The organism is Streptomyces sp. NPDC048172 (assembly GCF_043202595.1).
In the GTDB taxonomy this organism is placed as follows: Bacteria; Actinomycetota; Actinomycetes; order Streptomycetales; family Streptomycetaceae; genus Streptomyces.
Genome location: NZ_JBIDAT010000003.1, coordinates 247,744 through 273,845 on the forward strand (window position 1 = coordinate 247,744; position 26,102 = coordinate 273,845).

Below are 26,102 nucleotides of genomic sequence, written 5' to 3' on the forward strand. Positions count from 1 at the left end.
ACGCAAACATTGAGCTTTAGTAGCGGAAGGACCTTCCATGTCCCACCCCGAGCCGCCGTACGAGCTGACCCTCGCCGAGGCCTCCCGCGCGCTGGCCGCCCGTGAACTGTCGCCCGTGGAGCTGACCGACGCGGTCCTCGGCCGGATCGCCGAGGTGGACGGCCACCTCGGCGCGTACGTCACCGTCGTCGCGGACGCCGCCCGCGAGGCCGCGGCGCGCGCCGAACGGGAGATCGCCGCGGGCGGGCACCGGGGACCGCTGCACGGCGTGCCGATGGCGCTCAAGGACCTCATCGACGTCGCGGGCCTGCCCACCACCGCCAGCTCCCGGGTCCGCGAGGGCCACCGGGCCGAGCGGGACGCCACCGTCGCGGCGCGGCTCTCCGAGGCCGGGGCCGTGCTGCTGGGCAAGACGCACACCCACGAGTTCGCCTTCGGCCTGACGACGCCGCAGACCCGCAACGCCTGGGCCGCCGACCGCGTCGCCGGGGGATCGAGCGGCGGCTCCGCCGTGGCCGTCGCCTCCGGCACCGCCACCTTCGCGCTCGGCACGGACACCGGCGGCTCGGTCCGCGTCCCCGCCGCGCTCAACGGCGTCGTGGGCCTCAAGCCCACCTACGGCCTCGTCTCCCGGCACGGCGTCACCCCGCTCTCCCGGTCCCTGGACCACGTCGGCGTCCTGGCCCGCACCGCCGAGGACGCCGGGCTGGTCCTCGGCGCCCTCGCGGGGTACGACCCGGCCGACCCGGCGTCCCTCCCCGGCGCCTCGTTCGCCCTCCCCGGAGGTGCCCCGGGGGACCTGCGAGGGCTGCGGGTCGGGGTGCCGCGCACGTACTACTTCGACCGCGTCGCGCCCGAGGTCGAGGAGGCCGTCCGGCGTGCGATCGACGAGCTGCGCGAGCTGGGCGCCCGGCTCGTGGACGTCGACATCCCGATGGCCGGTCGGGTGCGGGAGGCGCAGTTCGGCCTCCTGGTCCCGGAGGCCGTCGCGTACCACGAGGAGACGCTGCGCACCTCCGCCGACCTGTACACGCCCGAGGTCCGCGCGCTGCTGGAGGGGGGTGGCCAGGTGCTCGCGGGCGACTACCTGCGGGCCCAGCGCACGCGGGAGCGGATGCGGGAGGAGTGGGCGCGGCTCTTCGGGACGGTCGACCTCGTCGCCGCGCCCACGGTGACCGGCACGGCGGCCCGCGGCGACCAGGAGGCCGTGCGCTGGCCGGACGGCACGGAGGAGAGCGTCTCCGACACGTACGTACGGCTGTCGGCACCGGCGAACCTCGCGGGCGTGCCCTCGCTCTCGCTGCCCGTCGGCCTCGACGGCGCGGGGCTCCCCGTCGGCATGCAGCTCATCGGCGCCCCGCTCGCCGAGGCCACGGTCCTGCGCGCGGCGCGGGCCTACGAGACGACCCGGGAGACCGTCGTGGGGCCGCCGAGCGCCGTCACCGCGCCCGCCCTCGCGCAATGACTTTGCCTTAAGGCGTTAAAGTGGGGGCATGACTTCCCGACCGGCAGCCCGCCCAGGAGGCCGCAGCGCCCGCGTCCAGCACTCCGTCCACGAGGCGGTCCGCGCGCTCCTGGACGAGAAGGGGCGCGACGGCCTCACCGTCCCGCTCGTCGCCGCGCGCGCGGGCGTCACCCCCTCGACGGTCTACCGCCGCTGGGGCGACCTCCAGGAGCTCCTGGGCGACGTCGCCGTCGAGCGGCTCCGCCCCGAGGGCGAGCCCGCCGACCTCGGCGGGCTCCGCGAGGACCTGGAGCACTGGGCCGTGGCGTTCCTGGAGGAGATGTCCTCGGAGGCGGGCCGCCAGTACATCCGCGACGCCCTCGCCGGGGACCCGGACGGCGGCAACGCCGGGCGCTGCTCGGCGTACGCCGTCGAGCAGATCGAGACGCTCCTCGCCCGCGCCGGGCGGCGCGGCGAGGCCGCCCCGGCCCTGGACGTCGTGCTCGACCACGTCGTGGCCCCGATGATGTACCGGATCCTCTTCCGCCCGGGGCTGCTCGACCCGCAGTACGCGCGCGACCTGGTGCTGACCGTCTTCTACCGGTTCATGCCCCTGCCGTGACCCCGGGGCCCGGCGGCCCCCCGGCCGCCCCGGGGATCTCGCCGGTCCTGGCGACCGTACGGGCGATGTCGCGGAGCTTGACGTTCCGCTCCTGCGAACTCCTGCGCAGCACCGTGAACGCCTGCTCCTCGGTGAGCTTGTAGCGCTCCATCACGATGCCGAGCGCCTCGCCGATCTCGTTCCGCGTCTCCAGCGCCTCGCCGAGCTGCGCGTGCGTACGGGCGCTGGAGAGCGCCACGGCCGCGTGCGAGGCCAGCAGCCAGCCCACGCGCTCGGACCGCTCGGTGAACGCCCGCCTGCGGGTGGAGTACATGTCCAGCGCCCCGAGGTTGTCGTCCTCGGTGAAGAGCAGGAAGCCCATCACCGAGCCGATGCCCAGCCGCCGGGCCCGGGGCGCGTACTTCGGCCACCGGTGCAGGGAGGCGTTCATGTCCGCGATCCGGAACACCTCGTTCTTGCGGCGGGTCGCGTCGAAGCACGGCCCCTGCCCGACCTCCTCCTGCAACTGGTCCGAGGCGTGCACCAGTTCGCTGGTCGCGGCCAGCGTCCGTACCTCCCGCCGCCCCTCCACCACCAGGATCCCCGCCTGCTCGCAGCCGCCGACCAGCGTCACCGCGTGCCGCACGATCTGGTCCAGCGTGTCCTGCACGGTCTCCTGGCTCAGCAGCGTCCGGGCCATGTCGGCGAGCCGGACGGCGAGTTCCTCCCAGAGGCCGTCACCGAGGTCGTCACCCATGCCGCGCGCGTGCCTCCTCCCCGCCCTGGCGGGCGTTACGGGCCCGGGTGCCCCCTCCGGGCCCGTACAGGCGTCAGCGGGCGAGGAGTTCGCGCAGCGCCTCCGTGACGGTGGCGGGGTCCTCCTCGGCCATGAAGTGGCCGCTGGTGACCGTGGTGTGCCGCAGGCCGGGCGCCCACGCGCGCCACAGCGCCGTCGCGTCGTAGCCGAGCGCGGCGCCCCAGTCCTGCTGGAGGACGCTGACGGGCATCCGCAGCGTACGGCCCGCGGCGCGGTCCGCCTCGTCGTGCGTGACGTCGATCCCGGCGGAGGCGCGGTAGTCGGCGACGATCGACGGCACCGCGGCGCGGCAGGCGTCGAGATAGGCCGCCCGTACATCGGCCGGGATCGCCTCGGAGTCCTGGCCCCACAGATCGAGGAAGTGGCCGAAGAACGCGTCCGCCGAGGCCTCGATCAGCTGCTCCGGGAGGCCGGGCGGCTGGGCCATCAGATAGAGGTGGAAGCCGACGGCCCCGGCCGTGCCGTGCAGCGCGTCCCACATGTCCAGCGTCGGCAGGACGTCGAGGCAGGCGAGATGGGTGACCGCGTCGGGGTGGTCGAGCCCGGCGCGGAACGCGACGAGCGCGCCCCTGTCGTGACCGGCCAGCGCGAACCGCTCATGGCCCAGCGCGCGGGCCACGGCCACGACGTCGGCGGCCATCGTGCGCTTGGAGTAGACCTCGGGCCCGGTCTCGGCGGGCTTGTCGCTGGCGCCGTAGCCGCGCAGGTCGGGGCAGACGACGGTGTGGTCCGCCGCGAGCGCGGCGGCGACATGGCGCCACATCAGATGGGTCTGCGGAAAGCCGTGCAGCAGGACGACGGGGCTGCCGGAGCCGCCGACGGCGACGTTCAGCGACACGCCGTCGGCGCCGGGCACGCGCTCGTAGGCGAAGCCGGGCAGGGCGGGAGAGGGGGACGGTTCGGGGGTCGGTGCCATGGTGCGCCTTCTCGTACGTACGGGACGGGCCGCGCGCCCGCCGTTCACAGGGACCCCTTCAGCCTCCCGGCGCCGGATGAGCGTCCGATGAGCGTCCGCGCCCGGAGCTGTACGGTGACTGCGTGACCAGGCAGAACGAGGGGAGAACCGGAGACTCCGTGACCTTCGGGGTGCTCGGACCGGTGACCGCCTGGGACGCGCGCGGCGAGGCCCTCGCGCTCAAGGGGCCGCGCCACCGCGCCGTGCTCGCCCGGCTGATCGTCGCCCGCCGCCGCGTCGTCCCGGTGACCCGCCTCGTCGACGACCTGTGGGAGGACCCGGGGCCCGGCGCCGTCGTCTCCGTCCGTACGTTCGTCGCCGCGCTGCGCCGCGCGCTGGAGCCCGGCCGCGCGCCCCGCACCCCGGCCCGGCTGCTGGTCACCGAGGGGCCCGGGTACGCGCTGCGCGCCGGAAGCGACGCCGTGGACGCCTGGCGCTTCGAGCGGGCCGTGGCGGACGCCGTGGCCGACGCCGGTGCCCTGCCGCCCGAGGCGCGGACGGAGGCGCTCACCGCCGCGCTGGGACTGTGGCGCGGACCCGCGTACGCCGGGTTCGCCGAGGAGTCCTGGGCCGCCGCCGAGTGCGCGCGGCTGGAGGAGCTGCGGCTGCACGCCCTCGAACGCCTCGCCGCCGCGCGCCTCGACCTCGGCCACGCCGCCCGCGCCGTACCGGACCTGGAGGCCCACACCGGGGCGCACCCCTGGCGCGAGGAGGGCTGGCGGCTGCTGGCCCTCGCGCTCTACCGCACGGGGCGCCAGGCCGACGCGCTCGCGGTGCTGCGCCGGGCCCGTGCCCTGCTGACCGAGCGCCTCGGCGTCGAGCCGGGCGCCGGGCTGCGCCGTCTGGAGACGGACGTGCTCAACCAGGCCGGGCACCTCGACGCCACGGAGGGAGCGGACCAGGTGTGGGAGCGCGCCGCCGCCGCGTACGAGCGCGCCGTACCGCCCGGCGCGGGCGCCCGGCTGGAGTCGGCGGCCGGGCTCCTGCGGAACCTCGCGGTCACCGGGGGCGGCGGCCTGGAGGCGGCCCGTACGCACCGGGTCGCGGCGGTCGAGGCCGCCGAGCGCACCGGCGACCCGGAGCTGACGGCGCGCGTGATCGGCACCTACGACGTCCCCGCGGTCTGGACCCGCGCCGACGACCCGGCCCAGGCCCGCTACCTCGCCGACGCCGCCGCGCGCACCCTGCGCCGCCTCCCCGCCGGAGCGGGCGCCGCGACCCGCGCCCGGCTGCTCGCCACGGTCGCGCTGGAGACGCGCGGCCCGGCGCCCGGCGACACCGCGGCGCTCGACGCGGCGCGCGAGGCCGAGCAGCTCGCGCGCGGCCTCGAAGAGCCCGGGCTGCTCTGCTTCGCGCTCAACGGCCTGTTCATGCAGAGCTGTCACCGCGCCGGGCTCGCCGCCGAGCGGGACGCGATCGGCGCGGAACTCGTCGCGCTGGCGTCCCGCCACGACCTGGACACCTACGAGGTGCTGGGCCACCTCGTCCGGATGCAGGCCCGCGCCGCGCTCGCCGACTTCCCCGCCGCCGACCGGCACGCGCGCGCCGCCGACGGGCTCGCCGCGCGCCACGAACGGCCGCTCGTCGCGGTGTTCACCCGCTGGTACGCGGCGCTGCGCACCGCCGAGACCGACACGGACGGAGCGCGGGCCGAGGCCGCGTACCGGGACGCCGCCGCGCTGCTGGACGGCTCCGGCATGCCAGGCCTCGCCCAGGGGCTCCCGGCCCTCGCGCGGTTGACCCTGCACGTACGGCACGGCCGCCCGCTGCCCGAGGTGCCGAGCGGGGAGTGGGGTCCGTACGAGCCGTGGGCCCGGCCCCTCGTCCTGCTGGACCAGGGGCGGCGCGCGGAGGCCGCCGCCGCGCTGCGCGCCGTCCCCGAACCGCCGTGCGACCTGCTGCAGGAGGCGCTGTGGTGCCTGACCGGGCACGCCGCGCTCGCGCTCGGCGACCGGGAGACGGCGCGGCGCGCGTACGAGCGGCTCGCCCCGGCGGCGGGCGAACTGGCGGGCGCCGGAAGCGGACTCGTCACCCTCGGGCCGGTCGACGAGCATCTCGCCGCGCTCAGCAGCGGGTCGAAGGGCCGTTCTGGCGGGTGAGGTTGTCGTTGGACATCCAGCCCACCGTGTTGGTGCCCGCGAGGCGGACGTAGGTCCAGTTGTGGCCGTGCGCGTTGACGACCGAGCAGTGGTACCAGAGCTTCTGGCCGGACTTGGCCAGCTTGATGTCCGCGCACTTCTGGTAGGGCCCGCTGACGATGTTGAAGCTGCCGGACATGGTGCCGTACGTGCCCGGGCTCGGGTTCCGGTGCTTCCAGCCGTCGCAGCTCTCCGAGGCCGACGTGGGCTGCGGCGTCGGCGTGATCGGGGGCTTCCCGTCGTCGCCGTCCCCGTCGCCAGGGCGGGTCTTGGAGCCCGGCTTCCGGCGCTCGCCCTTCCCCTGGTCCTTCCCGTCCCCGTCGTGGGTGGGGCGGGCGGAGGGGGAGCGGGGCGGCCTCTCGCGCTCGCGCGGCGAGGGCGAGGCGCTCCGCGCCTTCTTCCGCGCGTGCTCGGCGTCCCGCTCGCCCTTCTGCGCGCCCTCGGCGGGCGACCCCGACCGGGTCGGGGCCGCGTTGGCCTCCCCGTCCTTGTCGGCGCCGCCGCCCTGGCTGGTCAGCGCGTACGTCACGCCGCCCCCGGCGAGCACCACGGCAGCGGCGGCGGCCGCGATCACCGCGCGGCTGCGGCGCCGCGCCCGGCCGGACGCGGCACGCGGATCCGCGGCGTACGGACCCTGCTGCGGGCCGGGACCGGAGGCGTGCTGCCCGTACGGCGACGGGGGCGTCTGCGCGGGCGGCGGTCCGAACCCCGCCGCCGCGGGGGCGGGCTGAGGGGAAGGAGGAGGGGACATCGCCGACGGCGGCGGTACGACGTCGGCGGTGCCGCCCGCCGCGACCTGGTCCAGCAGTTCGCGCGCGCGTGCCGCGTCGGGTCGCGCGTCCGGGTCCTTCGCCATCAGCGAGAGCAGCACCGGCGTGAGCGGTCCCGCCCGCCGCGGCTCGGGCAGCGGCTCGGTGACGATCGCGGTCAGCGTGGACCATACGGACGTACGGCGGAACGGGGAGGTGCCCTCGACCGCGGCGTACAGCGTCATGCCGAGCGACCAGATGTCCGAGGCGGGGCCGGGATCCCTGCCCTGCGCCCGCTCCGGCGGCAGGAAGTCGAGGGAGCCGACGAGGTCGCCGCTGCGGGTCAGCTTGGCCATGGCGTCGTCGCCCGCGGCCTCCATGCTGGCGATGCCGAAGTCCGTGAGGACGACCCGTCCGCCGTTCTCCAGCAGCACGTTGCCCGGCTTCACGTCGCGGTGGAGGACGCCGACGCGGTGCGCGGCGTCGAGCGCGTCCATCAGCCGCGCGCCGATCGCCGCCGCCTCGTGCGGCTCCAGCGTGCCGCGCTCGGAGAGCACCGTGTCGAGCGAGGGGCCGTCGACGAGTTCCATGACGATGACGGGCAGGCCGCGTTCCTCGGTCACGTCGTGCACGGTGACCACGCCGTTGTGCCGGATGCGCGCCGCCGCCTGCGCCTCGCGGCGCATCCGCGCCCGCAGATCGGCGAGTTCGGGGCCGCCGCTGTCGGTGAACGCGCGGAGCACCTTCACGGCGACCTCGCGGTTCAGCAGTTCGTCCACGGCCCGGGCGACCACGCCCATCCCGCCCCGGCCGATCATCGAGGTCACCCGGTACCGCTCCCCGAGCACCTTCCCGACCAGCTCGCCGCCGCTCTCCTCCCCGGCCTCCACCGTGCACGCTCCGTTCCTGTGACTGGTCGTCAGTTCCCCGTATCCGGCAGGGATAAGACTAACGTTCGAGGACAGCGGCCCGTGGCCGGGCGGTGCCCCCGCGCCCTGGTCCCGGCGATGCGTCATGGGGGGCCGCATCGCCGGGGCCGGGACGCGGGCGCGGCCCGCCTCTCCCTCCCCTGTCCCTGTCTCCCGCGCTTCGCCGTCAGCGTGGCGTCGCGAGGACCTGCGTCCAGTACGGGCCGTTGGGCGATTCGGCGAGGCCGACGCCCGCGTGCTGGAAGTCGCAGTTGAAGATCTCGTTGTCGCGCATCGCGCTGCGCTGCCACTCGGACGCGACGGCCTTGGGGCTGCCCTGCTGGGTCGCCACCGTCTCGCCGACCGCCGACCACTCGTACCCGGCGGCGCTGACGCGCTGGCCCAGGTCGCGGCCGGAGGCGTCGGTGTGGCCGAGCTGGTCGCGCGCGGCCATCTCCTCGGCCTGCCGCTGCGCGACGCGGGTCAGCCTGGGGTCGGTGCGCAGTCCGGTGCAGCCCTGGCGCGCCCGCAGCACGTTGATCTGCCGGACGAGCCGGGTCTGCTTGCTGGGTGCCTTGGTGCGCGGGGGGCGCGGGGAGGACGAGGTCGGCTTCGGGCGCGGCGCGGGCGCCGCCGCCCTGGCGGTCTCGGTGCTGGGGGACGGCTTCGCGCGGGACGGGGACGGCGAGGGGGACGCGGGGGCGGGGGAGGAGCTGGCGGGGCGCGGCGACGGCTTCGCCTCGTCCCGCTCCGCGGGCGGGGACGGCCAGACGAGCACGGCGAGCGCCACGGCAGCGGCCGACCCCGCGGCTATCAGCCCGGCCGCCTGCTTCCCGTGGAAGAGGGCGTGCGTCGTGCTCTGCGAGGCGGAGTGGGAAGCGGCGTGCGAGGCGGTCTGCGCAGTGGTTTGCGACACAGTGGCGGCGGCCGCCTGGGTCCCCGTCTGCGTCGTCGCCGTCGCGGCCTGCGCGGCGACGAACCGGGAGATTCCCTCGTAGAGCGGCAGCACCAGCCCGATCCCGGCGAGGAGCCCCTCGACGGGCATCTGGTCGCGGGAGTGCGGCGCGCACTGCCCGCAGTCCCGCACATGGCGGGCGATCCGCTTGCGCCACAGCGGGGACGGCACGCCGTCCCAGCGGTCGGTGAGCGAGGCCAGCTCGGGGCAGCGGGGCTCGGCGGCCAGCGCCCGTACGACCGCGCGCGAGAGGGCGAGCTGCTGCTTGACGCGGTGGACGCGCACCGTGGCGTGCTGGTTCGGCAGACCGAGGGCCTCGGCCAGCTCGGCGCGGGTCAGCTCCCCCGAGGACTCCAGCCACCACAGGGACAGCACGTCGCGGTCGTCGTCGTCCAGCCACCGGGTCGCCTCGGCCACCTCGCGGCGCTGGCCGGAGAGCTGGAGGCGCAGGATCGTGAGGTCCGCGAAGTCGGTGGCCGGATCGGTGTGCTCGCCGAGCTCGGCCAGCGGCGCGGGCTGCTGGCGGCGCGCGGACCAGCGGGTGCGGACCTGGTTCATGGCGATGGCGATCAGCCAGGAGCGGAAGCGGGTGAGGTCGCGCAGGTCACCGAGGCCGTCGAGGGCCCGGAGCATGGTCTCCTGCACGACGTCGTCGACGTCGGCATGGCCGTCGAGGGCGCGGCCGACCACGTTGTAGACGAGCGGCAGGTACTCCGCCGCGAGCCTCTCCCTGGCCGTGCGGTCCCCGTCCCGGGCCGCGGCGACCACGTCAGCCCAGTCCACGTTCTCCACCGGGTGCCTTCTCCCTCTCGCCTCGCGGTGTGCGCCCCCGAACGCTCCAGCGTCCGTTCCGGAGACTCACCGGGCGTTCCCGGATAACACTTTTCCAGCCAGAGCCTAACCAGAGACTTCCGAAGCCCCGGGGACGGCCGTCCGGGGCCCGCGAGAGGGACCCGGACGGCCACAGGTCACTTCGTGACCCGGAGGAGCTTGTTCGGCGTACCGGCGCTCGGGTTGGAGATCGCGCCGGGGGTCGCGGCCTTGGTCAGGCCGGAGGCCACCTGCTGCGGGGTGGCGCTGGTGTGGCCCGCCAGGTAGAGCGCCGCGGCGCCCGCCACGTGCGGCGCGGCCATGGACGTACCGGACATGGTGGCGTCGCCGCTGTCGCTCTTGTTGCTGGCGGAGACGATGTCCACGCCCGGCGCGTACACGTCGACGTTCTTGCCGAAGTTGGAGAATTCGGCCTGCTTGTCCGTCTTGTCGCTGGCCGCGACGGTGATCGCCTCGGGGATCCGGGCCGGCGAGGACTGCGAGGCGTCCTGGCTCTCGTTGCCCGCCGCGACGGAGTACGTCACACCGGAGGCGATGGACTTCTTCACGGCCGCGTCCATGACCTGGTCGACGCCGCCGCCCAGGCTCATGTTGGCGACCGAGGGGCCCTTGTGGTTCTTGGTGACCCAGTCGATGCCCGCGACGACCTTGTCGGTCGTGCCCGAGCCGTTCTCGTCCAGCACGCGGACGGCGACGATCTTCGACTTCTTCGCCACGCCGTAGCTGGAGCCCGCGACGGTGCCCGCCACGTGCGTGCCGTGGCCCTGCGGGTCGTCGGCCTTCTTGTCGCCGTCGACGGCGTCGAAGCCGTACGAGGCACGGCCGCCGAAGTCCTTGTGGCCGATGCGCACGCCCGTGTCGATCACGTACACGGTCACGCCCTTGCCCGCCGAGGCCGGGTACGTGTAGCTGCCGTCGCCCTGCGGCTTCTTCTGGTCGATGCGGTCCAGGCCCCAGTTCGGCGGGTTCTTCTGGGTGCCGTTGATGGTGAACCGCTGGTTCTGGAAGACCTTGGCGACCTTGTCGTCGGCCGCGAGCTTGCGGGCGTCCTCGGCCGAGAGGCCCGAGGTGGCGAAGCCCTTGAGCGCCGCGCTGTAGGTGCGCTTGACCTTGCCGCCGTACTCCTCGGCCAGGTCCTTGCCGAGACCCGTCGCGCTGACGGTGCCGCCGCCCTTGAGCTGGACGATGTAGCTGCCCTTCACCGCGTGCTCGGACCCGGCACCGATGACGGTGCCCTCCGCCGGGGCCGAGGCCCCCGCGGTGGTGGCGATCACGCCGGCGCCCCCGGCGACCGCGATGGCCGCACCGAGGGCGAGGGTTATGTGACGCCTCGTCTTTCTGGACGCATGACTTGACATGCGGAGGGGTCCTCCTTGGACGTGGGGGATCAAGTTCCGTTTGTTTTCCGGAACGTGGGGCGAAACATTGGCGGATTACCGGGTGGAACCTCAAGTTGAGACGCGCATTGTGGCGCACGCCACAGGAATTCGGCCCTCAATTCCCCTGGAAACGGGCCTAATCGGCGCGCTGAGCCCCAGTTCAGCGACCTGATCCTGAGTCAGAAAATTCCTCGCGGATTTTCTGTAATCCGCGCGGCGCCGCGCAGTCTCCCTCTTATTGGTGTGCCCTGCTTTTGTTGTGGAGAAAGGAGAGGAAAAGCCTCCCGGCGCTTCCCGGTGGAATATGCGGCGGGTGGCCGGAGTGCGACCCCCGTCCCCGCGGCCAGGGGAAGATCGAAGCCGCCCGCCAGGGTGTGGGATCGGAACGTGTGCGGGACGGAAGCGGGGCGGGCTCGGGTGAGGTTGCGGGAGCGGCTGCGGTACTGGTTCGACGGGACCATGGACCGGGGGACACCGGCGCTGATCGGCTGGCTGGGGCTGGCCTCCGTGGGGCTGATCACGCTCGTCGCCACGCTGGTGGTGCTCTTCACGAACGAGGACACCGAGGCGCACGGCGGCTGGCTCGGCGTGGCCTGGATGAGCCTGCTGCGCACCCTCGACCCCGGGACGATGGGCGACGACTCGGGACGCCCGGTGTTCCTGGGGCTGATGCTCTGCGTCACGCTGGGCGGCATCTTCATCGTCAGCGCCCTCATCGGTGTGCTGACGACGGGGCTGAACCACCGGATCGAGCAGCTCCGCAAGGGCCGCTCACGGCTCATCGAGCACGGCCACACCATCGTGCTGGGCTGGTCGGAGCAGGTCTTCACGGTCGTCGAGGAACTGGTGGAGGCCAACCAGAGCGAGCGCCGCTCCTGCGTCGTCGTCCTCGCCGACCACGACAAGGTCGACATGGAGGACCAGATCCGCACCCGCGTCCCCGACACCGGCCGCACCCGGGTCATCTGCCGCTCCGGGAACCCGCTGCACCGCGCGGACCTGGAGCTGGTCAGCCCCGACACCAGCAAGTCGATCATGGTGCTGCCGCCCGCGGGGCCCGACGCCGACACCATGGTCATCAAGTCCCTGCTGGTGCTCAACAACCGCCCCTGGCACGGTGAGCGCCCCCATGTGGTGGCCGCGGTGCAGGATTCGGACAACCTCGCCGCCGCCCGCCTCGCCGCGGGGGACCACGGCCTGGTCATCGACGCGGACGACATCGCCGTACGCCTCATCGTCCAGTCCCACCGCCAGGCCGGACTCTCCACGGTCTGCAACGAGCTGCTCAGCTTCTTCGGCAACGAGCTCTACATCCGCCACGAGCCCTCCCTCGTCGGACGCGCCTACGGCGAGGTGCTCAACCGCTACGAACTCGGCGTCCCCGCGGGCCTCCACACCGCGGACGGGCGCATTCTGGTCAACCCGCCCATGCACACGGTCATCGGCGCGGGCGACGACGTCATCGTCATCGCCGAGGACGACCTGCTGATCAAGCTCGCGCGCACCCCGCCCGCCGTCCACGACGCGGCCCTCGCCGCGCTCCCCGGCAACCCCAGGACCGCCGACCGCACCCTGCTGATCGGCTGGAACTCCCGCGTCGCCAGGATCATCGAGCTGCTCGACAGCTTCGCCGAACCCGGCTCGGTGCTCGACATCGCCTGCGCCCACCGCCCGGACGGCGTGCTCGGCACCGACCGCGCGCACCTCGTCGTCGGCCACAAGCACTGCGAGCCGACGAGCAGGCGCTCCCTGGAGGCCCTCGACCCCGGCGCCTACCAGCACATCCTGGTGCTCTCCGACGAGAGCACCGACCCCGAACAGGCCGACAACCGCACCCTGGTGACGCTGCTGCACCTGCGCGACATCGAGGAGAAGCTCGGCGACCCGTACTCGATCGTCACGGAGATGAACGACGACAGCAACCGCGAGGTCGCCCAGGTCACCAAGGCCGACGACTTCATCGTCAGCTCCAAGCTCATCAGCCTGATGCTGACCCAGCTCACCGAGAACCGGCATCTGCACGAGGTGATGCTCGACCTCTTCGACCCCGCGGGCTCCGAGATCTACCTCAAGCCCGCCGCGCGGTACGTCCTGCCGGGCGCCGGGGCGAACTTCGCGACCGTCGTCGAGGCCGCGCGCGGACGCGGCGAGACCGCGATCGGCTACCGGCTCGGCACCCACCGGGACACCCCGCCCTCCTACGGCGTCCGCCTGAACCCGCCCAAGGGCGAGCCGCTGCGGCTCGGCGAGGCGGACCACGTCGTCGTCCTGGCCGAACAGGAGTAAGCGGGGCGCCCCCTCCGGATCCCGGCTACTCCCGCGGGCGTACGCGCGTACCCCGCACCGCTCCTATCGTGAGGGCGTGACGACCTTCGAGAGCCTGCTCGGCGGGCTGCGCGACCGGCCGTGGGACCGTGTGCGCGCGCTGCCGCGACGGACCGTGGACCTGCTGGTGGTGGCCGTGGTCGGGGCGCTCACCGCGTCCGACGCGGCGGTCAACGACCCCGGGTACCGGCAGGCCGACCGGTTCACCTGGCTGCTGCTGGCCGTGTCGCTGCTGGCGCTCCTGGGCCGCCGCAGGTGGCCGGTGCCGGTGGTCGTGGTGACGGGCGCCGCCTGCGCGGGGTGGGCGCTGTACGGGCACATCGGTGAGCTGCTCAACCTCCCCGTCCTCGTCGCCCTCTACACGCTCGCGGCCGACGGCAGCCGGCGGCGGACACTGCTCACGGGGCTCGCCGCCTCGCTCACCTCGGGCGCCGTCGCCTTCGCCGTCGGGCAGGACGTGGCCAACCCGCAGGGGCTGCCCGTCCTGGAGATGCTCTGGCCCCTGGTGCCGCTGCTGCTGGGCGCCGTGGTCCGCACCCGGCGCCAGCTCCTCGACGCGTACGCGGCCCGCGCCGCGCGCGCCGAGGAGGAGCGCGAGCGCGAGGCGGAGCGCCGGGTCCACGCGGAGCGCGTCCGTATCGCCCGCGAGCTCCACGACATCGTCGCGCACACGGTCGCCGCCATGACCGTGCAGGCCGGGGTCGCCCTCGACGCCCTCGACGTCCGCCCGGAGCTGTCGCGCCAGGCCATGCGCCAGGTGCGGGACTCCGGCAAGGAGGCCGTACGGGAGCTGCGCTCCACGGTCACCGTGCTGCGGGCGAACGACCGCGACGGAGAGCCGAGGGCCGCGGCGCCCGGACTCGGCGAACTGCCAGCCCTGGTCGCACGCTTCGAGGGCGGCGGCCTCACGGTCGCCCTCACCCGCGAGGGACCCGAGGAGGGCCTGTCGGCCGTCACCGGACTGACCGCCTACCGCATCGTGCAGGAGGCCCTCACCAACGTCGTACGGCACTCCGGGGCGCGGCACGCCGCGGTCTCCACGGCGCGGCGCGACGGCAGCCTCACCGTGGAGGTCGTCGACGACGGCGACGGTCCGCCCGAGGCCCCGGCCCCGGCCGCCCCGGGAGGCTTCGGCCTCGTCGGGATGCGCGAGCGCGCGGCGGCGGCCGGGGGCGCCGTCGAGCACGGCCCGGCGCCCGGCGGCGGCTTCCGGGTCCGCGCCCGGCTGCCCGTGCACGTCGCCACGGAGCACGAACTCATCGGTGAGGGGCGGCGCGCGTGACCGTACGACTCGTGCTCGCGGACGACCAGACCGTCGTACGGGCCGGATTCCGCGCCCTGTTCGACCTCACCGACGACCTCGTCGTGGTCGCCGAGGCCGCCGACGGGGAGCGGGCCGTCGAGGCGGTGCGCACCACCCGGCCCGACGTGGTGCTGATGGACATCCGCATGCCCGGCACCGACGGCATCGAGGCCACCCGCCGGATCGCCGCCGACCGCTCCCTGGACGCCGTGCGCGTGGTCATGCTCACCACCTACCAGGTCGACGCGTACGTCTTCGAGGCGCTGCGGCACGGCGCCGCGGGCTTCCTGCTCAAGGACATCGACCCGGACGGGCTGCGCGCCGCCGTCCGTTCGGTCGCCGCCGGGCAGAGCCTGCTCGCGCCCGCCGTCACCCGCTCCGTGGTCGAGGAGTTCGCGCGGCTCAAGGTCCCCGAGACCGAGGGCGCCGCGCGCCTCGCGCACCTCACGGAGCGGGAGCGCGAGGTGATGGCGCTGGTCGGGCGCGGCCTGAGCAACGAGGAGATCGGCCGCGCCCTGGCCATGAGCCCCCTCACCGCGAAGACCCACGTCAGCCGCGCCATGACCAAGCTCGGCGTGCGCGACAGGGCCCAACTGGTGGTGTGGGCCTACGAGACGGGACTCGTACGGGCCGGGGAGCGCTGAGGCACCGCCGGACCCGCCCGTACGCCGAGGGGAGCAGTGCCCGTCTCCCCGTGGCGGATTCCGTCACGCGCGGCCGTCCGTAGCGTCCCCCGCATGATCGAAGCGAGCGAACTCACCAAGCGGTACGGCGAGAAGACCGCCGTCGACCGCCTGACCTTCACGGTGCGCCCGGGCCGGGTGACCGGCTTCCTCGGCCCGAACGGCGCGGGCAAGTCCACCACCATGCGGCTGATCCTCGGCCTGGACGCGCCGACCTCCGGCAGCGTCACCGTTGGCGGGCGCCGTTGCTCCGAGCTGGCCGCGCCGCTGCGCGTGGTCGGCTCGCTGCTGGACGCCAAGGGCGTGCACGGCGGGCGCTCCGCCTACGACCACCTCGCGGGTCTCGCGGCGGGCAACCGCATCCCGCGCCGCCGCGTCGACGAGGTCCTGGAGACCGTCGGCCTCCCGCCCGCCACCGCGCGCCGCCGCGCCAAGGGCTACTCGCTCGGCATGGGCCAGCGCCTCGGCATCGCGGCGGCCCTGCTCGGCGACCCCGAGGTGCTCATCCTCGACGAGCCCGTCAACGGCCTGGACACCGAGGGCATCCGCTGGATCCGGGACACGATGAGGTCCCTGGCCGCCGAGGGCCGCACGGTGTTCCTCTCCAGCCATCTGATGAGCGAGATGGAGCTGACCGCCGACCACCTCGTCGTCATCGGACGCGGCAGGCTCCTCGCGGACACGAGCACGCGCGCGTTCCTGGAGTCCCACTCCCAGGCCCATACGCTCGTCCGCACCCCGGAACCGGAGAAGCTGCGGGCGCTGCTGGAGGCGCGCGGCGCGACCGTACGCGTCACGCCCCACGGCTCCTGGCGCGTGGACGGGCCCGACGCCGCCACCATCGGCGGCCTCGCCCGCGAGCACGGCCTCGCCCTCCACGAACTCACGCCCGCCCGCTCCTCGCTGGAGGAGGTCTACACGGCCCTGGCCCGGGACGAGGCCGAGTACCGGACGGAGGCGCTCCGATGACCGGCATCGATACCGCGCGGGCCGGGTTCCCGCAGGCGCTCGCCCATGAGTGGATCAAGTTCCGCAGCTTGCGCTCCACTGTCCGGACCGCGCTCGCGGCCGCCGCCGTCCCGCCCGTGGGCGCGGCGTTCGTCGCCGGCACGGGCAGCCTCCAGGACGACGACACGGTGCTCGGCGGCAGCCTCACCCTCTCCGTCGTCGCGCAGGTGCTCGCCGCCGTCCTCGGCGCGCTGCTGATCACCGGCGAGCACGGCAGCGGCACCCTGCGCACCACGTTCGCCGCCGACCCCCGCCGCACCCGGGTCCTCGCCGCCAAGGCGACGCTCACCGCCGGCCTCCTCGCCCCGCTGTCGCTCGCCGCCTGCGCGCTCGCGTACGGCCTCGGCGGCGCGCTGCTCCCCGACGGCGAGCACGAGCGGGGGGAGCCGCTGCCCGCGCTGTTCGGCGTCGCGGCCTGCTTCGCCGTCGCCGGGCTCCTCGGCCTCGCCGTCGGTACCCTCGTACGCCACTCCGCCGGGGCCGTCCTCACCGTGACCGGACTGCTCCTGCTCCCCTCCCTGCTCGGGCCGGTGCTCGGCGGCGCCGGGCGCTGGGTCGCGGGCGTCTCGCCCACCGCCGCGCTGGAGAAGCTGACGCAGACCTCCGACGCGGACGCCGGGACGGTCGGCAGTCTCGGCCCGTGGCCGTCGCTGGCGCTCGTCGCCGCGTACACGGCGGTGCTGCTCGCCGTGGCCGCCGCCGTCCTGCGCGGACGTGACGCATGAGGCCCGCGCGCCCCCGTGGGCCCCGGACCTGGGCCACGCTCGTCCTCGCGCTCTCCCTCGCCCTGCTGCTGCCGGAGGCCCGTACCGGCGCGGCCGAGCCGCCGTCCGCACCGCCGTCCGAACGGGCGCGCGTCGTCGCCGAGGAGCGCACCGGGCACCGTCAGGTGGACCTCACGCTCGACTCGCCCGCGCTGGGCCGCGAGGCGAAGGTGCGGCTGCTCACCCCCGACGGCTGGGAGACCCGGCGTCCCGGCGAGAGCTGGCCCGTCCTCTACCTCCTCGTCGGCGGCGACGGCGACCACCGCGCCTGGACCGAGGGGTACGAGGCGGGACTCGACCGGATCCGCTCCCTGCGGAACGTCCTCGTGGTCATGCCGGAGATGCCGTTCTTCGGCTTCTACAGCGACTGGCACAACGGCGGCGGGGGTGGCCCGCCCGCCGTGGAGTCCTTCCACCTCAAGGAGGTACGGCCGCTGCTGGAGCGCGAGTACGGCGCGGGCACCCGACGCGTCGCGGCGGGGGAGTCGCAGGGCGGGTTCGGCGCGCTCTCGTACGCCGGGCGCCACCCCGGGCTCTTCGACGCCGTCGCCTCCTACAGCGGATTCGTCCACCCCTCCCAGGACCCGCACGCCGTACGCGCCGGAATGTCGTACGTCGGCCTGGACTGGCGGGCGCTCTGGGGCGATCCGGTGGACCAGCGCTCCGTCTGGCGTGCCCACGACCCGTACCACCTGGCCCACCGGCTGCGGAACATCCCCGTCCATCTCTCCAGCGGCGACGGCAGGGCGGGCCCCCTCGACCCGCCGGACGTCGAGCCCGACCCGCACATCCCCGGACTGGAGGACCCGGAGGAGCCGTTCCCCGAGGACGCGATCTCCCCGACGGAGACGGTGATGCTCCGGGAGTCGCGTGCCGTCGCCGCCCGTCTCCGCTCCCTCGGCGCCCCCGTCACCACGCACTTCACCGCCGGGACGCACTCACCGGCGTACTGGAGGCGGGAGTTCCGCCGCTCGCTGCCCCTGCTGGTCGGCGCGCTGCGGTGACAGCGTGTGAGCCATGCCGCCGGGGAAACCCGGGGGGCATGGCTCACAAGACGGAAGCGGGCCCGTCGGCCGAGGTCGAGCGCCGGGCGCCCGACACCCCGGCGGGCCTCCCCGCGCGCTCGTGGTGGGCGGTGCTCAAGGGCACCGTGAAGGAGTTCAGGGAGGACGAACTGACGGACCGCGCGGCGGCCCTCACGTACTACGCGGTGCTGTCGCTCTTCCCCGCCCTGCTCGTGCTCGTCTCCCTGCTCGGGGTCGCGGGCAGGAAGGCGGGCGACGCACTCCTCGCCAACCTGGGGGAGCTGGCCCCGGGACCGGCGCGTGACGTCCTCACCAGCGGCGTCGAACAGGTCCGCGACCACGGCGGGCTCGGCTCCGTCATGGTCCTCGTGGGCCTGGCGCTGGCGGTGTGGTCGGCCTCCGGGTACGTCGGCGCGTTCATGCGCACGGCCAACGCCGTGTACGACATGCCCGAGGGCCGTCCCCTGTGGAAGGTGCTGCCGGTACGGCTCGGCGTGACCGTCGCGCTCATGGTGCTCACCGTGCTCATCGCGCTCATCGTCGTGTTCACCGGCGGGCTGGCGCGCCAGGCCGGGAGGGCGCTGGGCATCGGCGACACGGCTCTGACCGTGTGGTCGGTCGCCAAGTGGCCGGTGCTCGTCGTCCTGGTGACCGTCGTGCTCGCGCTGCTGTACTGGGCGGCGCCCAACGCCAAGGTGCGCGGCCTGCGCTGGCTCACCCCCGGCAGCGCCCTCGCTCTCGCGGCCTGGCTGCTCGCCTCCGCCGGGTTCGCGTTCTACGTGGCGAACTTCGGCTCGTACAACAAGGTCTACGGCACGTTCGCCGGGGTCATCGTCTTCCTGGTCTGGCTGTGGATCAGCAATCTGGCGGTCCTGCTGGGCCTGGAGTTCGACGCGGAGACGGCCCGCCAGCGCGCGGTCGCGGGCGGCCACCCGCCCCAGGAGGAGCCGTACGCCGAGCCGCGCGACACCCGCGCGTGGGACGACGGCGAAGGCGACGCGTAGCCCGAGGTCAGGCCGCGTCTCGGCCCCGCGTCTCCTCGCGGGCTCGGGCCCCGCGGACCAGGCGCAGATGGCGTGCGCGCCGGGCGTGGCGGGGCGGAGCGGACCGCTGGTCCGGGGCCGGTTCCGTCCGCGAGGTGTCGAACAGGCGCTCTTCGAGGCGGGCCATGGCGAAGAGCAGGAACGCGAGAACGGGCAGCACGAGCACGGCGACATACATCACGACAAAGCACCCTTCAGCGCTACAGCACCTGTCGGGTGACCCCGCTCCGCGTCCTGAACCCCGTCGGGGCCCGGTCGGCGCGGAGCGGGGTGTCGCCGTCCCTGCTACCGGGTGGAGTCCGGGCCCGTGGACGGCAGGTAGCGCGGGGCGCGCCAGGCGTCGAGGCGGCGCTCGACCGCGGCGCCCAGCGAGAGCAGCCCGGCGTCCTCGCGGTCACCGGCCATCAGGAGCAGGCCGACGGGCAGTTCGTCCACGGAACCGGCGGGCACCGACAGCGACGGGTACCCGGCGACGGCCGCGGGGGTGGAGGACGGGATCACGTCGTTGTCGCCCCGGGCGCAGTCGGTCGTCCAGGCGGGCGGGTTGGTCGGCGAGGCGATCGCGTCGAGCCGGTGCTCGGCCATCGTCTCGTCGATGGAGCGGCTGGAGAGGTCCTTCAGCTCGGCCCGCATCGCCCGGTACTTCGGGTCGGTGGTCGGCGGCGCCTCCAGCGCCTGCTCGAAGAGCTCCTGACCGGCGAAGCACTTCTGCTCCTCCGGGTGGGAGCGGTTGAACTCGACCAGTCCGGCCAGGTCCCGCGGCCCCTTCCGGGTGGCGAGATACGCGTCGATGTCCCGGTGGAACTCGCTGAGCAGCGCGGGGAACTCCAGCTCCGCCAGCCGCTTCTGGTACGGCGGCGTCACCTCGACGACCTCGGCGCCCGCGCCGCGCAGCTTCTTCGCCGTTCGGGTCATCACGGCGTCGACCTCCTTGCCGAGCGAGGGCAGCCGCCACAGGCCGATCCGCTTGCCGCGCAGACTGCCGGGGCGCGGGGTCCGCACCGCCGCGCGGTCCTCACTGAGCACGGAGAGGGTGAGTGCCGTGTCCGTCACGTTCCGCGCCATGGGCCCCGCGGTGTCCTGCTCGGCCGAGATCGGCACCACGCCCGACTGGCTGACCAGCCCGAGGCTGGGCTTGTGGCCGACGACGCCGCTCATCCCCGCCGGGCAGACGATCGAGCCGTCCGTCTCGGTGCCGATCGCGACCTGCGAGAGCGAGGACGCGAGCGCGGCGGCCGAACCGGACGAGGAGCCGCAGGGGTTGCGGTCCAGCACGAACGGGTTGCGGGTCTGCCCGCCCACCGCCGACCATCCCGAGGTCGGCTTCGCCGCGCGGAAGTTGGCCCACTCGGAGAGGTTCGTCTTGCCGAGGACGACGGCGCCCGCCTCCTTGAGCCGGGTCACGAGCTTCGCGTCCGCGTCCGGCGGGCTCCCGGCGAGCGCGAGCGAACCGGCGGTCGTCGGCATGTCGCGGGTGTCGACGTTGTCCTTGAGCAGGACGGGTATCCCGTCGAGCGGGCCGAGGGTCTCGCCCTTCCGGTGCCGCGCGTCGCTCTCCGCCGCCTGGCGCAAGGCCTTCGGATTGGTGCGCAGCACGGCCTTGATCTTCGGGTCGACGTCCTTGATGCGCCGCAGATACGCCTGGGTCAGCGCCGACGAGGTCAGCGAGCCCTTCGCCATCCGGGCCTGCAACTGGGGGATGGTCACGGTGTCCAGGTCCACCCCCGCCGCGGACGGCGGCCCTCCCTCACCGGTCCCGGCGGCCTCCGCGCGCGGATGCGGGGCACTCGTGAGCAGGGAACCCGCCACCAGGGCGGCGATCAACGCGGCAACGCTCCTCTTCGCCATGGGCAGCACCCGACTACACGCCGCATCCCCCGCGCAAGAGCGTCATCGCGCCACACGCGCACCCTCCTTCCCGCCGCTCCCGGGGCATGCCGAACCGCTCCGCCACCGCTGACCGGCCAGGCAGCGGTGACGGAGCGCGGGCCGCGCGGAGCGCCGCCGTGACGCCAGGTGTCGAGGCGTTCAGGCGTTCAGACGACGGCGCCCGCGGGACCGGTCAGACGCCCGCGATCGACTGGATCCAGGAGCGGTAGCGGGTCACGTTCGTGTAGGCCGTGGTGGTCTGGCGGTCGCTGGTGGAGGCGACTCCGACCTGGGCGCCGTTCGCCATCATCGGGCCACCCGAGTCGCCGCCCGCGGTGATGCCGTCGCCGCGCCGGGCGCAGATCGCGTTGCCGCCGTACGCGTCCGAACAGCCGCCGGTCACGGTGACGTTGGCGTACTTCAGGAGCCGCGACTGACAGTTGATCTCCGGGCTGCACTGGCTCGTGGCGCCCCAGCCGTAGACCTGTACGGACTGGCCGACCTGCACCGAACCGGGCTGGCCGAGCGTGGCGTAGGTGCCGGAGACCGAGCGGTCGAGGCGGACCAGCGAGAGGTCGGCCGTCGGGTGGCTCTGGACCTGCGTGCCGTTGGCCGTGGTGCCGCCCGAGGTCTGGTCGAGGCTGCCGATGCGGAACGACAACTGGCCGCCGCTGACGCAGTGCTTGGCGGTGAGGATCCAGGTGGGGGCGATGATCGTCGCGCTGCACGTCTGTCTGCCCGCCGAGAACAGCCGTGCCGCCCAGGGACCGCTCTGCGCGTATCCGCCGCCGATGATCGGGTTCTTGCCGTCCGCGGCGGTGGGGGAGCGGTCCGACGCGGTCGCGCTGGTGCTGAGGGTGAGTGCGGCCAGTAAGGCCGCGAGGAGTGCGGGGAGTATCCTGGTGATTCGCAAGGTTCCTCGTTTCCGAAGGCGCGCGAGAGCCCGCGAGTTCCGTGGGTTCCGTGGGTTCCGTGAGTTCCCGCGCGTGGCGTCCAGGGAAGTACCAGGAGTCAGGATTCCGGAAGCGGACGGCTTCGGGTAATAGCAATTTGCCCATACCACGCGGTTATGGCTGGTCCTCCCGTTCCGCCGTGGCGCGCAGTCCCGCGAGCACCACATCGACGATGCGCTCCGCTTCCGCGCGGGGCAGCGGCCGTCCGGTGCGGAAGCGGTGGAAGTGCACCGGGCCCGAGAGCATCTGGAGCAGGAAGCCGGTGTCGACGCCGGGCGGCGGCCGCTCCTCGTCCGCCGCGCCCTCGACGCGTTCCCGTACGGCCGCGACGCGCTCCGTGTAGTACGCGTCCAGGACCCCCTTGACCGCCTCGCTGGCGGCGCCCGGCTGCAGGGCGTGCTGAAGCGCGACGCCCGTCGGCGTCAGCAGGGCCACGGAGTGGGAGACGAGGAGTCCGGCCAGGTCGCGGCGGAGGTCGCCGGTGTCCTCGACGGGGGATTCGCGCTCGCCGACCTGGAGCAGCGCCTCGCTCACCAGCTGGTCGCGGTCGGGCCAGTTGCGGTACACGCTCGTCTTGTGGACCCCGGCCAGCTCGGCGACCTGCTCGTAGCGGAAGCCGTCCACGCCGTGGCGGGCGACGAGTTCGAGCGTGGCCTTGAGCGTCTTCTCCCGTACGCGCGCGGTGCGCCCGCCCGGCCGCCGCCGGGGCCGCTCCGCCGTGTCCGCGCCTTCTGCCCTGTCCGCCCTGCCTGTCATGGTCCCCTCGCCCTTGCCGTCGCGTCCGGCCACAGATGCTACATCTGGTTGCTTTAAGACTGGCGGCCGCTGTACGTTGAAGCAACTATCCGTTGCATTAAGGGGCAGCATGCGCATACTCGTTTCGGGCACCGGAGTCGCCGGGCTCGCCCTCGCCGTCGAGCTGACCGCCCGGGGGCACGACGTCTCCCTGATCGAGCGCGCCCCGGAGTTCCGCACCGGCGGCACGCCGATCGACATCCGCGGCGACGCCCTCGGCGTCGTCGACAGGCTGGGGCTGCTGCCCCGCCTCCGCGAGCTGAGCGTGGACGCCACGGAGAGCGGCGTGTTCGTGGACGCGGACGGCACGGCCGTCGCCCGCGTCCCGGCGGAGCAGATCAGCGACTCCGACGACGACCTGGAGATCACCCGGGACGACCTCGCCCGCGTCCTCACCGACCAGCTGCCGTCCGGCACGCCGGTGCGCTACGGGGACTCGGTGACCGCATTGGAGGAGCCGGACGGCGGCGGCCGTGTCGACGTCGGCTTCCTCTCCGGGCACCGCGAGAGCTTCGACCTGGTGCTCGGCGCCGACGGCCTCCACTCGGCCGTACGCCACCTCACCTTCGGGCCCGAGTCCGGCCACGCCCGTCACCTCGGCGTCTACCTGGGCATCAGCAAGCTCCCGCCCGAAGGCGCCCAGGTGCCGAGCCAGTTCTACAACTACCCCGGGCTCATGGCCGGGATCATGCGCTTCAAGGGTGAGGCCCTCGCCTTCTTCGCCTTCCGCTCCGGATGGATCGACCACGACCATCACGACCTCGCGGCCCAGAAGCGGATCCTCGCCGACGCCTTCGCCGGGCACACGGAGTGGGAGATCCCCCGCCTCCTCGACGCCGTACGCCGCGACCCCGCCTTCTACTTCGACGCCGTCAGCCAGATCCACCTGCCCGTCTGGCACTGGGGCCGGACCGCCCTCGTCGGCGACGCCGCACACTGCGCGAGCCCCCTCTCCGGGCGCGGCACCTCCCTCGCCCTGACCGGCGCCGCCTTCCTCGCCGAGGCCCTCGACCGCCACCCCGGCGACCACACCGCCGCGTTCGAGGAGTACACCGCCCGCCAGCGCCCCTACGTCGACTTCGCCCAGGCCAGCGTCGAGGAGGGCGCCGACGTCGTCGTCCCGGCCACCTGGGAGACGATCCATGCCCGCAACGCGTCGGTCGGCGGGCCGGAGGCGCCTGTGGAGTCGGTCCGATAGCGCTGTGAGTGGTGGAGCGGGGCCGGGGGGACCGGCTCTTAAGAGGGTGGCCGGGGGAGCGGGGCGGGGACCAGTGCGCGGGGCACCGGTGGAGCGTGCGGAACGCATGGGCCGGGGCGAACCGGGCGGTTCCGGGCCTGGTCAGAGCCAGTCGGCGTCCTTCGCGATACGGACGGCGTCGAGGCGGTTGCGGGCGTTGAGCTTGGTGACGATGATGCCGAGGTAGTTGCGGACGGTGCCCTTGGAGAGGTGGAGCCGGGCGGCGATCTCGGAGGGTTCGGAGCCCTCCGCCGCCAGCCGCAGGACCTTCAGCTCCTGCTCCGTCAGCGGGTTCGGCCGGCTGGTGAGCGCCGCGGCGGCCAGCGCGGGATCGACGACGCGTTCCCCGGCGGCGACCTGGCGGATGGAGACGGCGAGTTCGGCCGTCGGCGCGTCCTTCACCATGAAGCCCTCCACCTCGGCGTCCCGCAGCGCCCGGCGCAGCATGCCGGGGCGGCCCATCCCCGTCAGGATCAGCACCCGGCACTCCGGCGCTCGCTCCTTGACACGGGCCGCGGCCGTCAGCCCGTCCATGCCGGGCAACTGGATGTCGAGGACGGCCACATCGACCCCGTGCTCCAGCACCGCCGGAACGATCTCGTCCCCCGAGGAGACCTCCGCGACGACCTCCATGTCCTGCTCCAGGTCCAGGAGCAGCACGAGTGCGCCGCGGACGAGGTGCTGGTCCTCCGCCAGCAGAACCCGGATCACTTCACTTTCCCCCTCTGATCGCCGATGCCTGTACGGACGCCGACGGCCGAACTTTCCCTCCCGGTCGGGAGGATGGTACGAATGTGAGCGGTGGAGCCGTACCGGGGGACCGGCGGACCGGCGCCGTCGAAGAGCGACGGGGCCTCCGTCTGGGAGGGACCACCACCGTGTTGCAGCTCAGCGCGGAAGATCCGCGCGCCATCGGCCCGTACGAGATCGTCGGCAAGCTCGGCGAGGGCGGTATGGGCACCGTGTACAAGGGCCGTTCGCGCGGCGGCCGTTCCGTCGCGGTGAAGGTGGCCAAGCGCGAACTCGCGGCCGATCCCGACTTCCGCGCCCGTTTCCGTACGGAGATCGAGGCGGCGCAGCGCGTCGGCGGCTTCCACACCGCGCAGGTCATCGACGCGGATCCGGACGCGCGCCCGCCGTGGATGACGACCGCGTTCATCCCGGGCCGTACGCTCGCCGACGCCGTCGCGGAGGACGGCCCGATGGACGAGACGCGGCTGCGCTCGCTGGGCGCGGCGCTCGCCGAGGCGCTGCAGGCGATCCACGGCAACGGCCTGGTGCACCGCGACCTCAAGCCCGCCAACATCATCCTGAGCGACGACGGGCCCCGCGTCCTCGACTTCGGCATCGCGCGGGCCCTGGCGGCGACCCGGTTCACCCACACCCATGTCTCCGTGGGCACCCCGGGCTTCTTCTCGCCCGAACAGGTCCAGGGCGACCGCGAGATCGGGCCCGCCGCCGACGTCTTCGCGCTCGGCGCGGTGCTGGTGCACGCCGCCGGGGGCCGCCCGTTCGGCGAGGGCGACTCGATGACGCTGATGTACCGGGCCGTTCACGACCGGCCCGACCTCTCGGCGCTGCCCGGCGCGCTGCGCCCCCTGGTCGAATCGTGCATGGCGAAGGAGGCGGACCTGCGGCCCACGCCGGAAGAGGTCCTGACGCGGATCGCCCCCGACCCCGTACGGCGGCCCGCACCCGCACCCGCACCCGTACCCGCCCCGCCCGCGCCCGGCGCCTTCGGCCCCGCGCCGAGCACCTTCACGGACGTACGCTCGGAACCCGAACCCCCGGCGCAGGTGTTCCAGCGGGGGTGGACCGTCCGGACCGTCGAGTACGTGCTCTGGTTCATGGCCTTCTCCGCGGTCGCCGCCCCCTTCATCACGCTGGAGGCGGTGAACGCCGACAACCCCGGCTCCGTCTTCCACGACGAACTCCCCCTGCTGCTCCCCGCCAAGGCCCTCTACTCCCTCCTGTTCCTGCTCTCCCTGCGCGCCTTCTACCCGTACCGCGTCACCGTGGACGCCGACGGCATCCGGTTCCGGAAGTGTCTGCGGACCGTCCACCACCCCTGGCACCGCGTCGCCTCGGCCGAGCCGCGCGCCTCCTCGCTGGTGCTGCGGCTGAAGGGGAAGGGCGGGGGAGTGCGGCGCCGCACGGTGCGGCTGCGGTGGCCCGCGCGGGGACGCGGGCACGAGGGGCTGAGGGCCGCGCTGCGGACGTACGCGCCTCCCGGCGCGTGACGGCGCATGACGCCCCATGACGGCGCATGACGAAGGCCCCGCCGCCCCTGGCCGGGGCGGCGGGGCCGACACCGTCCGGT

The 26,102-nt window shown here is 74.2% G+C and carries 22 protein-coding genes; 12 read left to right on the forward strand and 10 right to left on the reverse strand.

Annotated elements, in window-relative coordinates:
• Positions 1–37 precede the first annotated feature (37 nt).
• Together ACGF3A_RS14640 and ACGF3A_RS14645 are read left to right on the forward strand one after the other, a co-directional pair.
• Entirely contained in the window at positions 38–1,465 is a 1,428-nt protein-coding gene (locus ACGF3A_RS14640) for an amidase (RefSeq protein ID WP_393729541.1), read from the forward strand.
• A gap of 28 nt (positions 1,466–1,493) precedes the next feature.
• The gene (locus tag ACGF3A_RS14645) at positions 1,494–2,066 is read left to right on the forward strand and encodes a TetR/AcrR family transcriptional regulator (RefSeq protein WP_393729543.1); all 573 of its coding nucleotides are present in this window, start codon (positions 1,494–1,496) and stop codon (positions 2,064–2,066) included.
• On the opposite strand, the gene ACGF3A_RS14650 is transcribed toward ACGF3A_RS14645, so the two are convergent.
• The gene (locus ACGF3A_RS14650) at positions 2,050–2,802 is read right to left on the reverse strand and encodes a GAF and ANTAR domain-containing protein (RefSeq protein ID WP_393729545.1); all 753 of its coding nucleotides are present in this window, start codon (positions 2,800–2,802) and stop codon (positions 2,050–2,052) included. The genes ACGF3A_RS14645 and ACGF3A_RS14650 overlap by 17 nt on opposite strands.
• A gap of 73 nt (positions 2,803–2,875) precedes the next feature.
• Positions 2,876–3,778 carry an alpha/beta fold hydrolase gene (locus tag ACGF3A_RS14655; RefSeq protein ID WP_393729548.1) on the reverse strand — a complete coding sequence of 301 codons (903 nt, stop codon included), beginning with the start codon at positions 3,776–3,778 and terminating at the stop codon, positions 2,876–2,878.
• 122 nt (positions 3,779–3,900) lie between these two features.
• Between ACGF3A_RS14655 and ACGF3A_RS14660 the strand changes: the two genes are divergently transcribed.
• Positions 3,901–5,916 carry a BTAD domain-containing putative transcriptional regulator gene (locus ACGF3A_RS14660; RefSeq protein WP_393729550.1) on the forward strand — a complete coding sequence of 672 codons (2,016 nt, stop codon included), beginning with the start codon at positions 3,901–3,903 and terminating at the stop codon, positions 5,914–5,916.
• Here the strand turns inward: ACGF3A_RS14660 and ACGF3A_RS14665 are convergent.
• From ACGF3A_RS14665 to ACGF3A_RS14675, 3 genes are all read right to left on the reverse strand, one after another.
• Positions 5,882–7,594, reverse strand: a complete 1,713-nt coding sequence (locus ACGF3A_RS14665) for a serine/threonine-protein kinase (RefSeq protein WP_393729551.1) — start codon at positions 7,592–7,594, stop codon at positions 5,882–5,884. The genes ACGF3A_RS14660 and ACGF3A_RS14665 overlap by 35 nt on opposite strands.
• A gap of 205 nt (positions 7,595–7,799) precedes the next feature.
• Positions 7,800–9,359, reverse strand: coding sequence for a sigma-70 family RNA polymerase sigma factor (locus ACGF3A_RS14670; protein ID WP_393729553.1), 1,560 nt, complete (start codon positions 9,357–9,359; stop codon positions 7,800–7,802).
• A gap of 176 nt (positions 9,360–9,535) precedes the next feature.
• Positions 9,536–10,756, reverse strand: coding sequence for a S8 family serine peptidase (locus tag ACGF3A_RS14675; protein ID WP_393729555.1), 1,221 nt, complete (start codon positions 10,754–10,756; stop codon positions 9,536–9,538).
• Positions 10,757–11,194: 438 nt separating this feature from the next.
• Here ACGF3A_RS14675 and ACGF3A_RS14680 point away from each other — a divergent pair, with 438 nt between their 5' ends.
• The 7 genes from ACGF3A_RS14680 (at position 11,195) to ACGF3A_RS14710 (ending at position 18,889) form a co-directional block, all read left to right on the forward strand.
• Positions 11,195–13,063, forward strand: a complete 1,869-nt coding sequence (locus tag ACGF3A_RS14680) for a potassium transporter TrkA (protein ID WP_393729557.1) — start codon at positions 11,195–11,197, stop codon at positions 13,061–13,063.
• A 76-nt stretch (positions 13,064–13,139) separates the two neighbouring features.
• On the forward strand, positions 13,140–14,384 hold the full coding sequence (locus tag ACGF3A_RS14685; protein WP_393729559.1) for a sensor histidine kinase: 1,245 nt from the start codon (positions 13,140–13,142) through the stop codon (positions 14,382–14,384).
• A complete protein-coding gene (locus ACGF3A_RS14690; protein ID WP_393729561.1) occupies positions 14,381–15,049 on the forward strand; it encodes a response regulator in 669 nt (222 codons plus the stop codon). The genes ACGF3A_RS14685 and ACGF3A_RS14690 overlap by 4 nt, the downstream gene beginning before the upstream one ends.
• A 93-nt stretch (positions 15,050–15,142) precedes the next feature.
• Complete coding sequence (locus ACGF3A_RS14695; RefSeq protein ID WP_393729563.1) at positions 15,143–16,057, forward strand: ABC transporter ATP-binding protein; 915 nt, start codon at positions 15,143–15,145, stop codon at positions 16,055–16,057.
• Entirely contained in the window at positions 16,054–16,821 is a 768-nt protein-coding gene (locus tag ACGF3A_RS14700) for an ABC transporter permease (RefSeq protein WP_393729565.1), read from the forward strand. Before ACGF3A_RS14695 ends, ACGF3A_RS14700 begins: the two co-directional genes overlap by 4 nt.
• Complete coding sequence (locus ACGF3A_RS14705) at positions 16,818–17,864, forward strand: alpha/beta hydrolase (RefSeq protein WP_393729567.1); 1,047 nt, start codon at positions 16,818–16,820, stop codon at positions 17,862–17,864. The genes ACGF3A_RS14700 and ACGF3A_RS14705 overlap by 4 nt, the downstream gene beginning before the upstream one ends.
• A 38-nt stretch (positions 17,865–17,902) precedes the next feature.
• Complete coding sequence (locus ACGF3A_RS14710) at positions 17,903–18,889, forward strand: YihY/virulence factor BrkB family protein (RefSeq protein ID WP_393729569.1); 987 nt, start codon at positions 17,903–17,905, stop codon at positions 18,887–18,889.
• Between the two features lie 7 nt (positions 18,890–18,896).
• Here ACGF3A_RS14710 and ACGF3A_RS14715 read toward each other — a convergent pair whose 3' ends face one another.
• From ACGF3A_RS14715 to ACGF3A_RS14730, 4 genes are all read right to left on the reverse strand, one after another.
• Positions 18,897–19,109, reverse strand: coding sequence for a hypothetical protein (locus ACGF3A_RS14715; RefSeq protein ID WP_393729571.1), 213 nt, complete (start codon positions 19,107–19,109; stop codon positions 18,897–18,899).
• Between the two features lie 104 nt (positions 19,110–19,213).
• On the reverse strand, positions 19,214–20,776 hold the full coding sequence (locus ACGF3A_RS14720) for an amidase family protein (RefSeq protein WP_393729573.1): 1,563 nt from the start codon (positions 20,774–20,776) through the stop codon (positions 19,214–19,216).
• A 214-nt stretch (positions 20,777–20,990) separates the two neighbouring features.
• Positions 20,991–21,710, reverse strand: coding sequence for a S1 family peptidase (locus tag ACGF3A_RS14725; RefSeq protein WP_393729574.1), 720 nt, complete (start codon positions 21,708–21,710; stop codon positions 20,991–20,993).
• Between the two features lie 154 nt (positions 21,711–21,864).
• On the reverse strand, positions 21,865–22,506 hold the full coding sequence (locus ACGF3A_RS14730; RefSeq protein ID WP_393729576.1) for a TetR/AcrR family transcriptional regulator C-terminal ligand-binding domain-containing protein: 642 nt from the start codon (positions 22,504–22,506) through the stop codon (positions 21,865–21,867).
• Between the two features lie 109 nt (positions 22,507–22,615).
• Between ACGF3A_RS14730 and ACGF3A_RS14735 the strand changes: the two genes are divergently transcribed.
• Positions 22,616–23,743: an FAD-dependent monooxygenase gene (locus ACGF3A_RS14735; RefSeq protein WP_393729578.1), complete on the forward strand. Its 1,128-nt coding sequence runs from the start codon at positions 22,616–22,618 to the stop codon at positions 23,741–23,743.
• A 141-nt stretch (positions 23,744–23,884) separates the two neighbouring features.
• Here ACGF3A_RS14735 and ACGF3A_RS14740 read toward each other — a convergent pair whose 3' ends face one another.
• Positions 23,885–24,493, reverse strand: coding sequence for a DNA-binding response regulator (locus ACGF3A_RS14740; RefSeq protein ID WP_393729580.1), 609 nt, complete (start codon positions 24,491–24,493; stop codon positions 23,885–23,887).
• Between the two features lie 167 nt (positions 24,494–24,660).
• Between ACGF3A_RS14740 and ACGF3A_RS14745 the strand changes: the two genes are divergently transcribed.
• Positions 24,661–26,022 (forward strand): serine/threonine-protein kinase, encoded by a 1,362-nt coding sequence (locus ACGF3A_RS14745; protein WP_393729582.1) that lies wholly within the window; start codon positions 24,661–24,663, stop codon positions 26,020–26,022.
• The last annotated feature ends 80 nt before the right edge of the window (positions 26,023–26,102 follow it).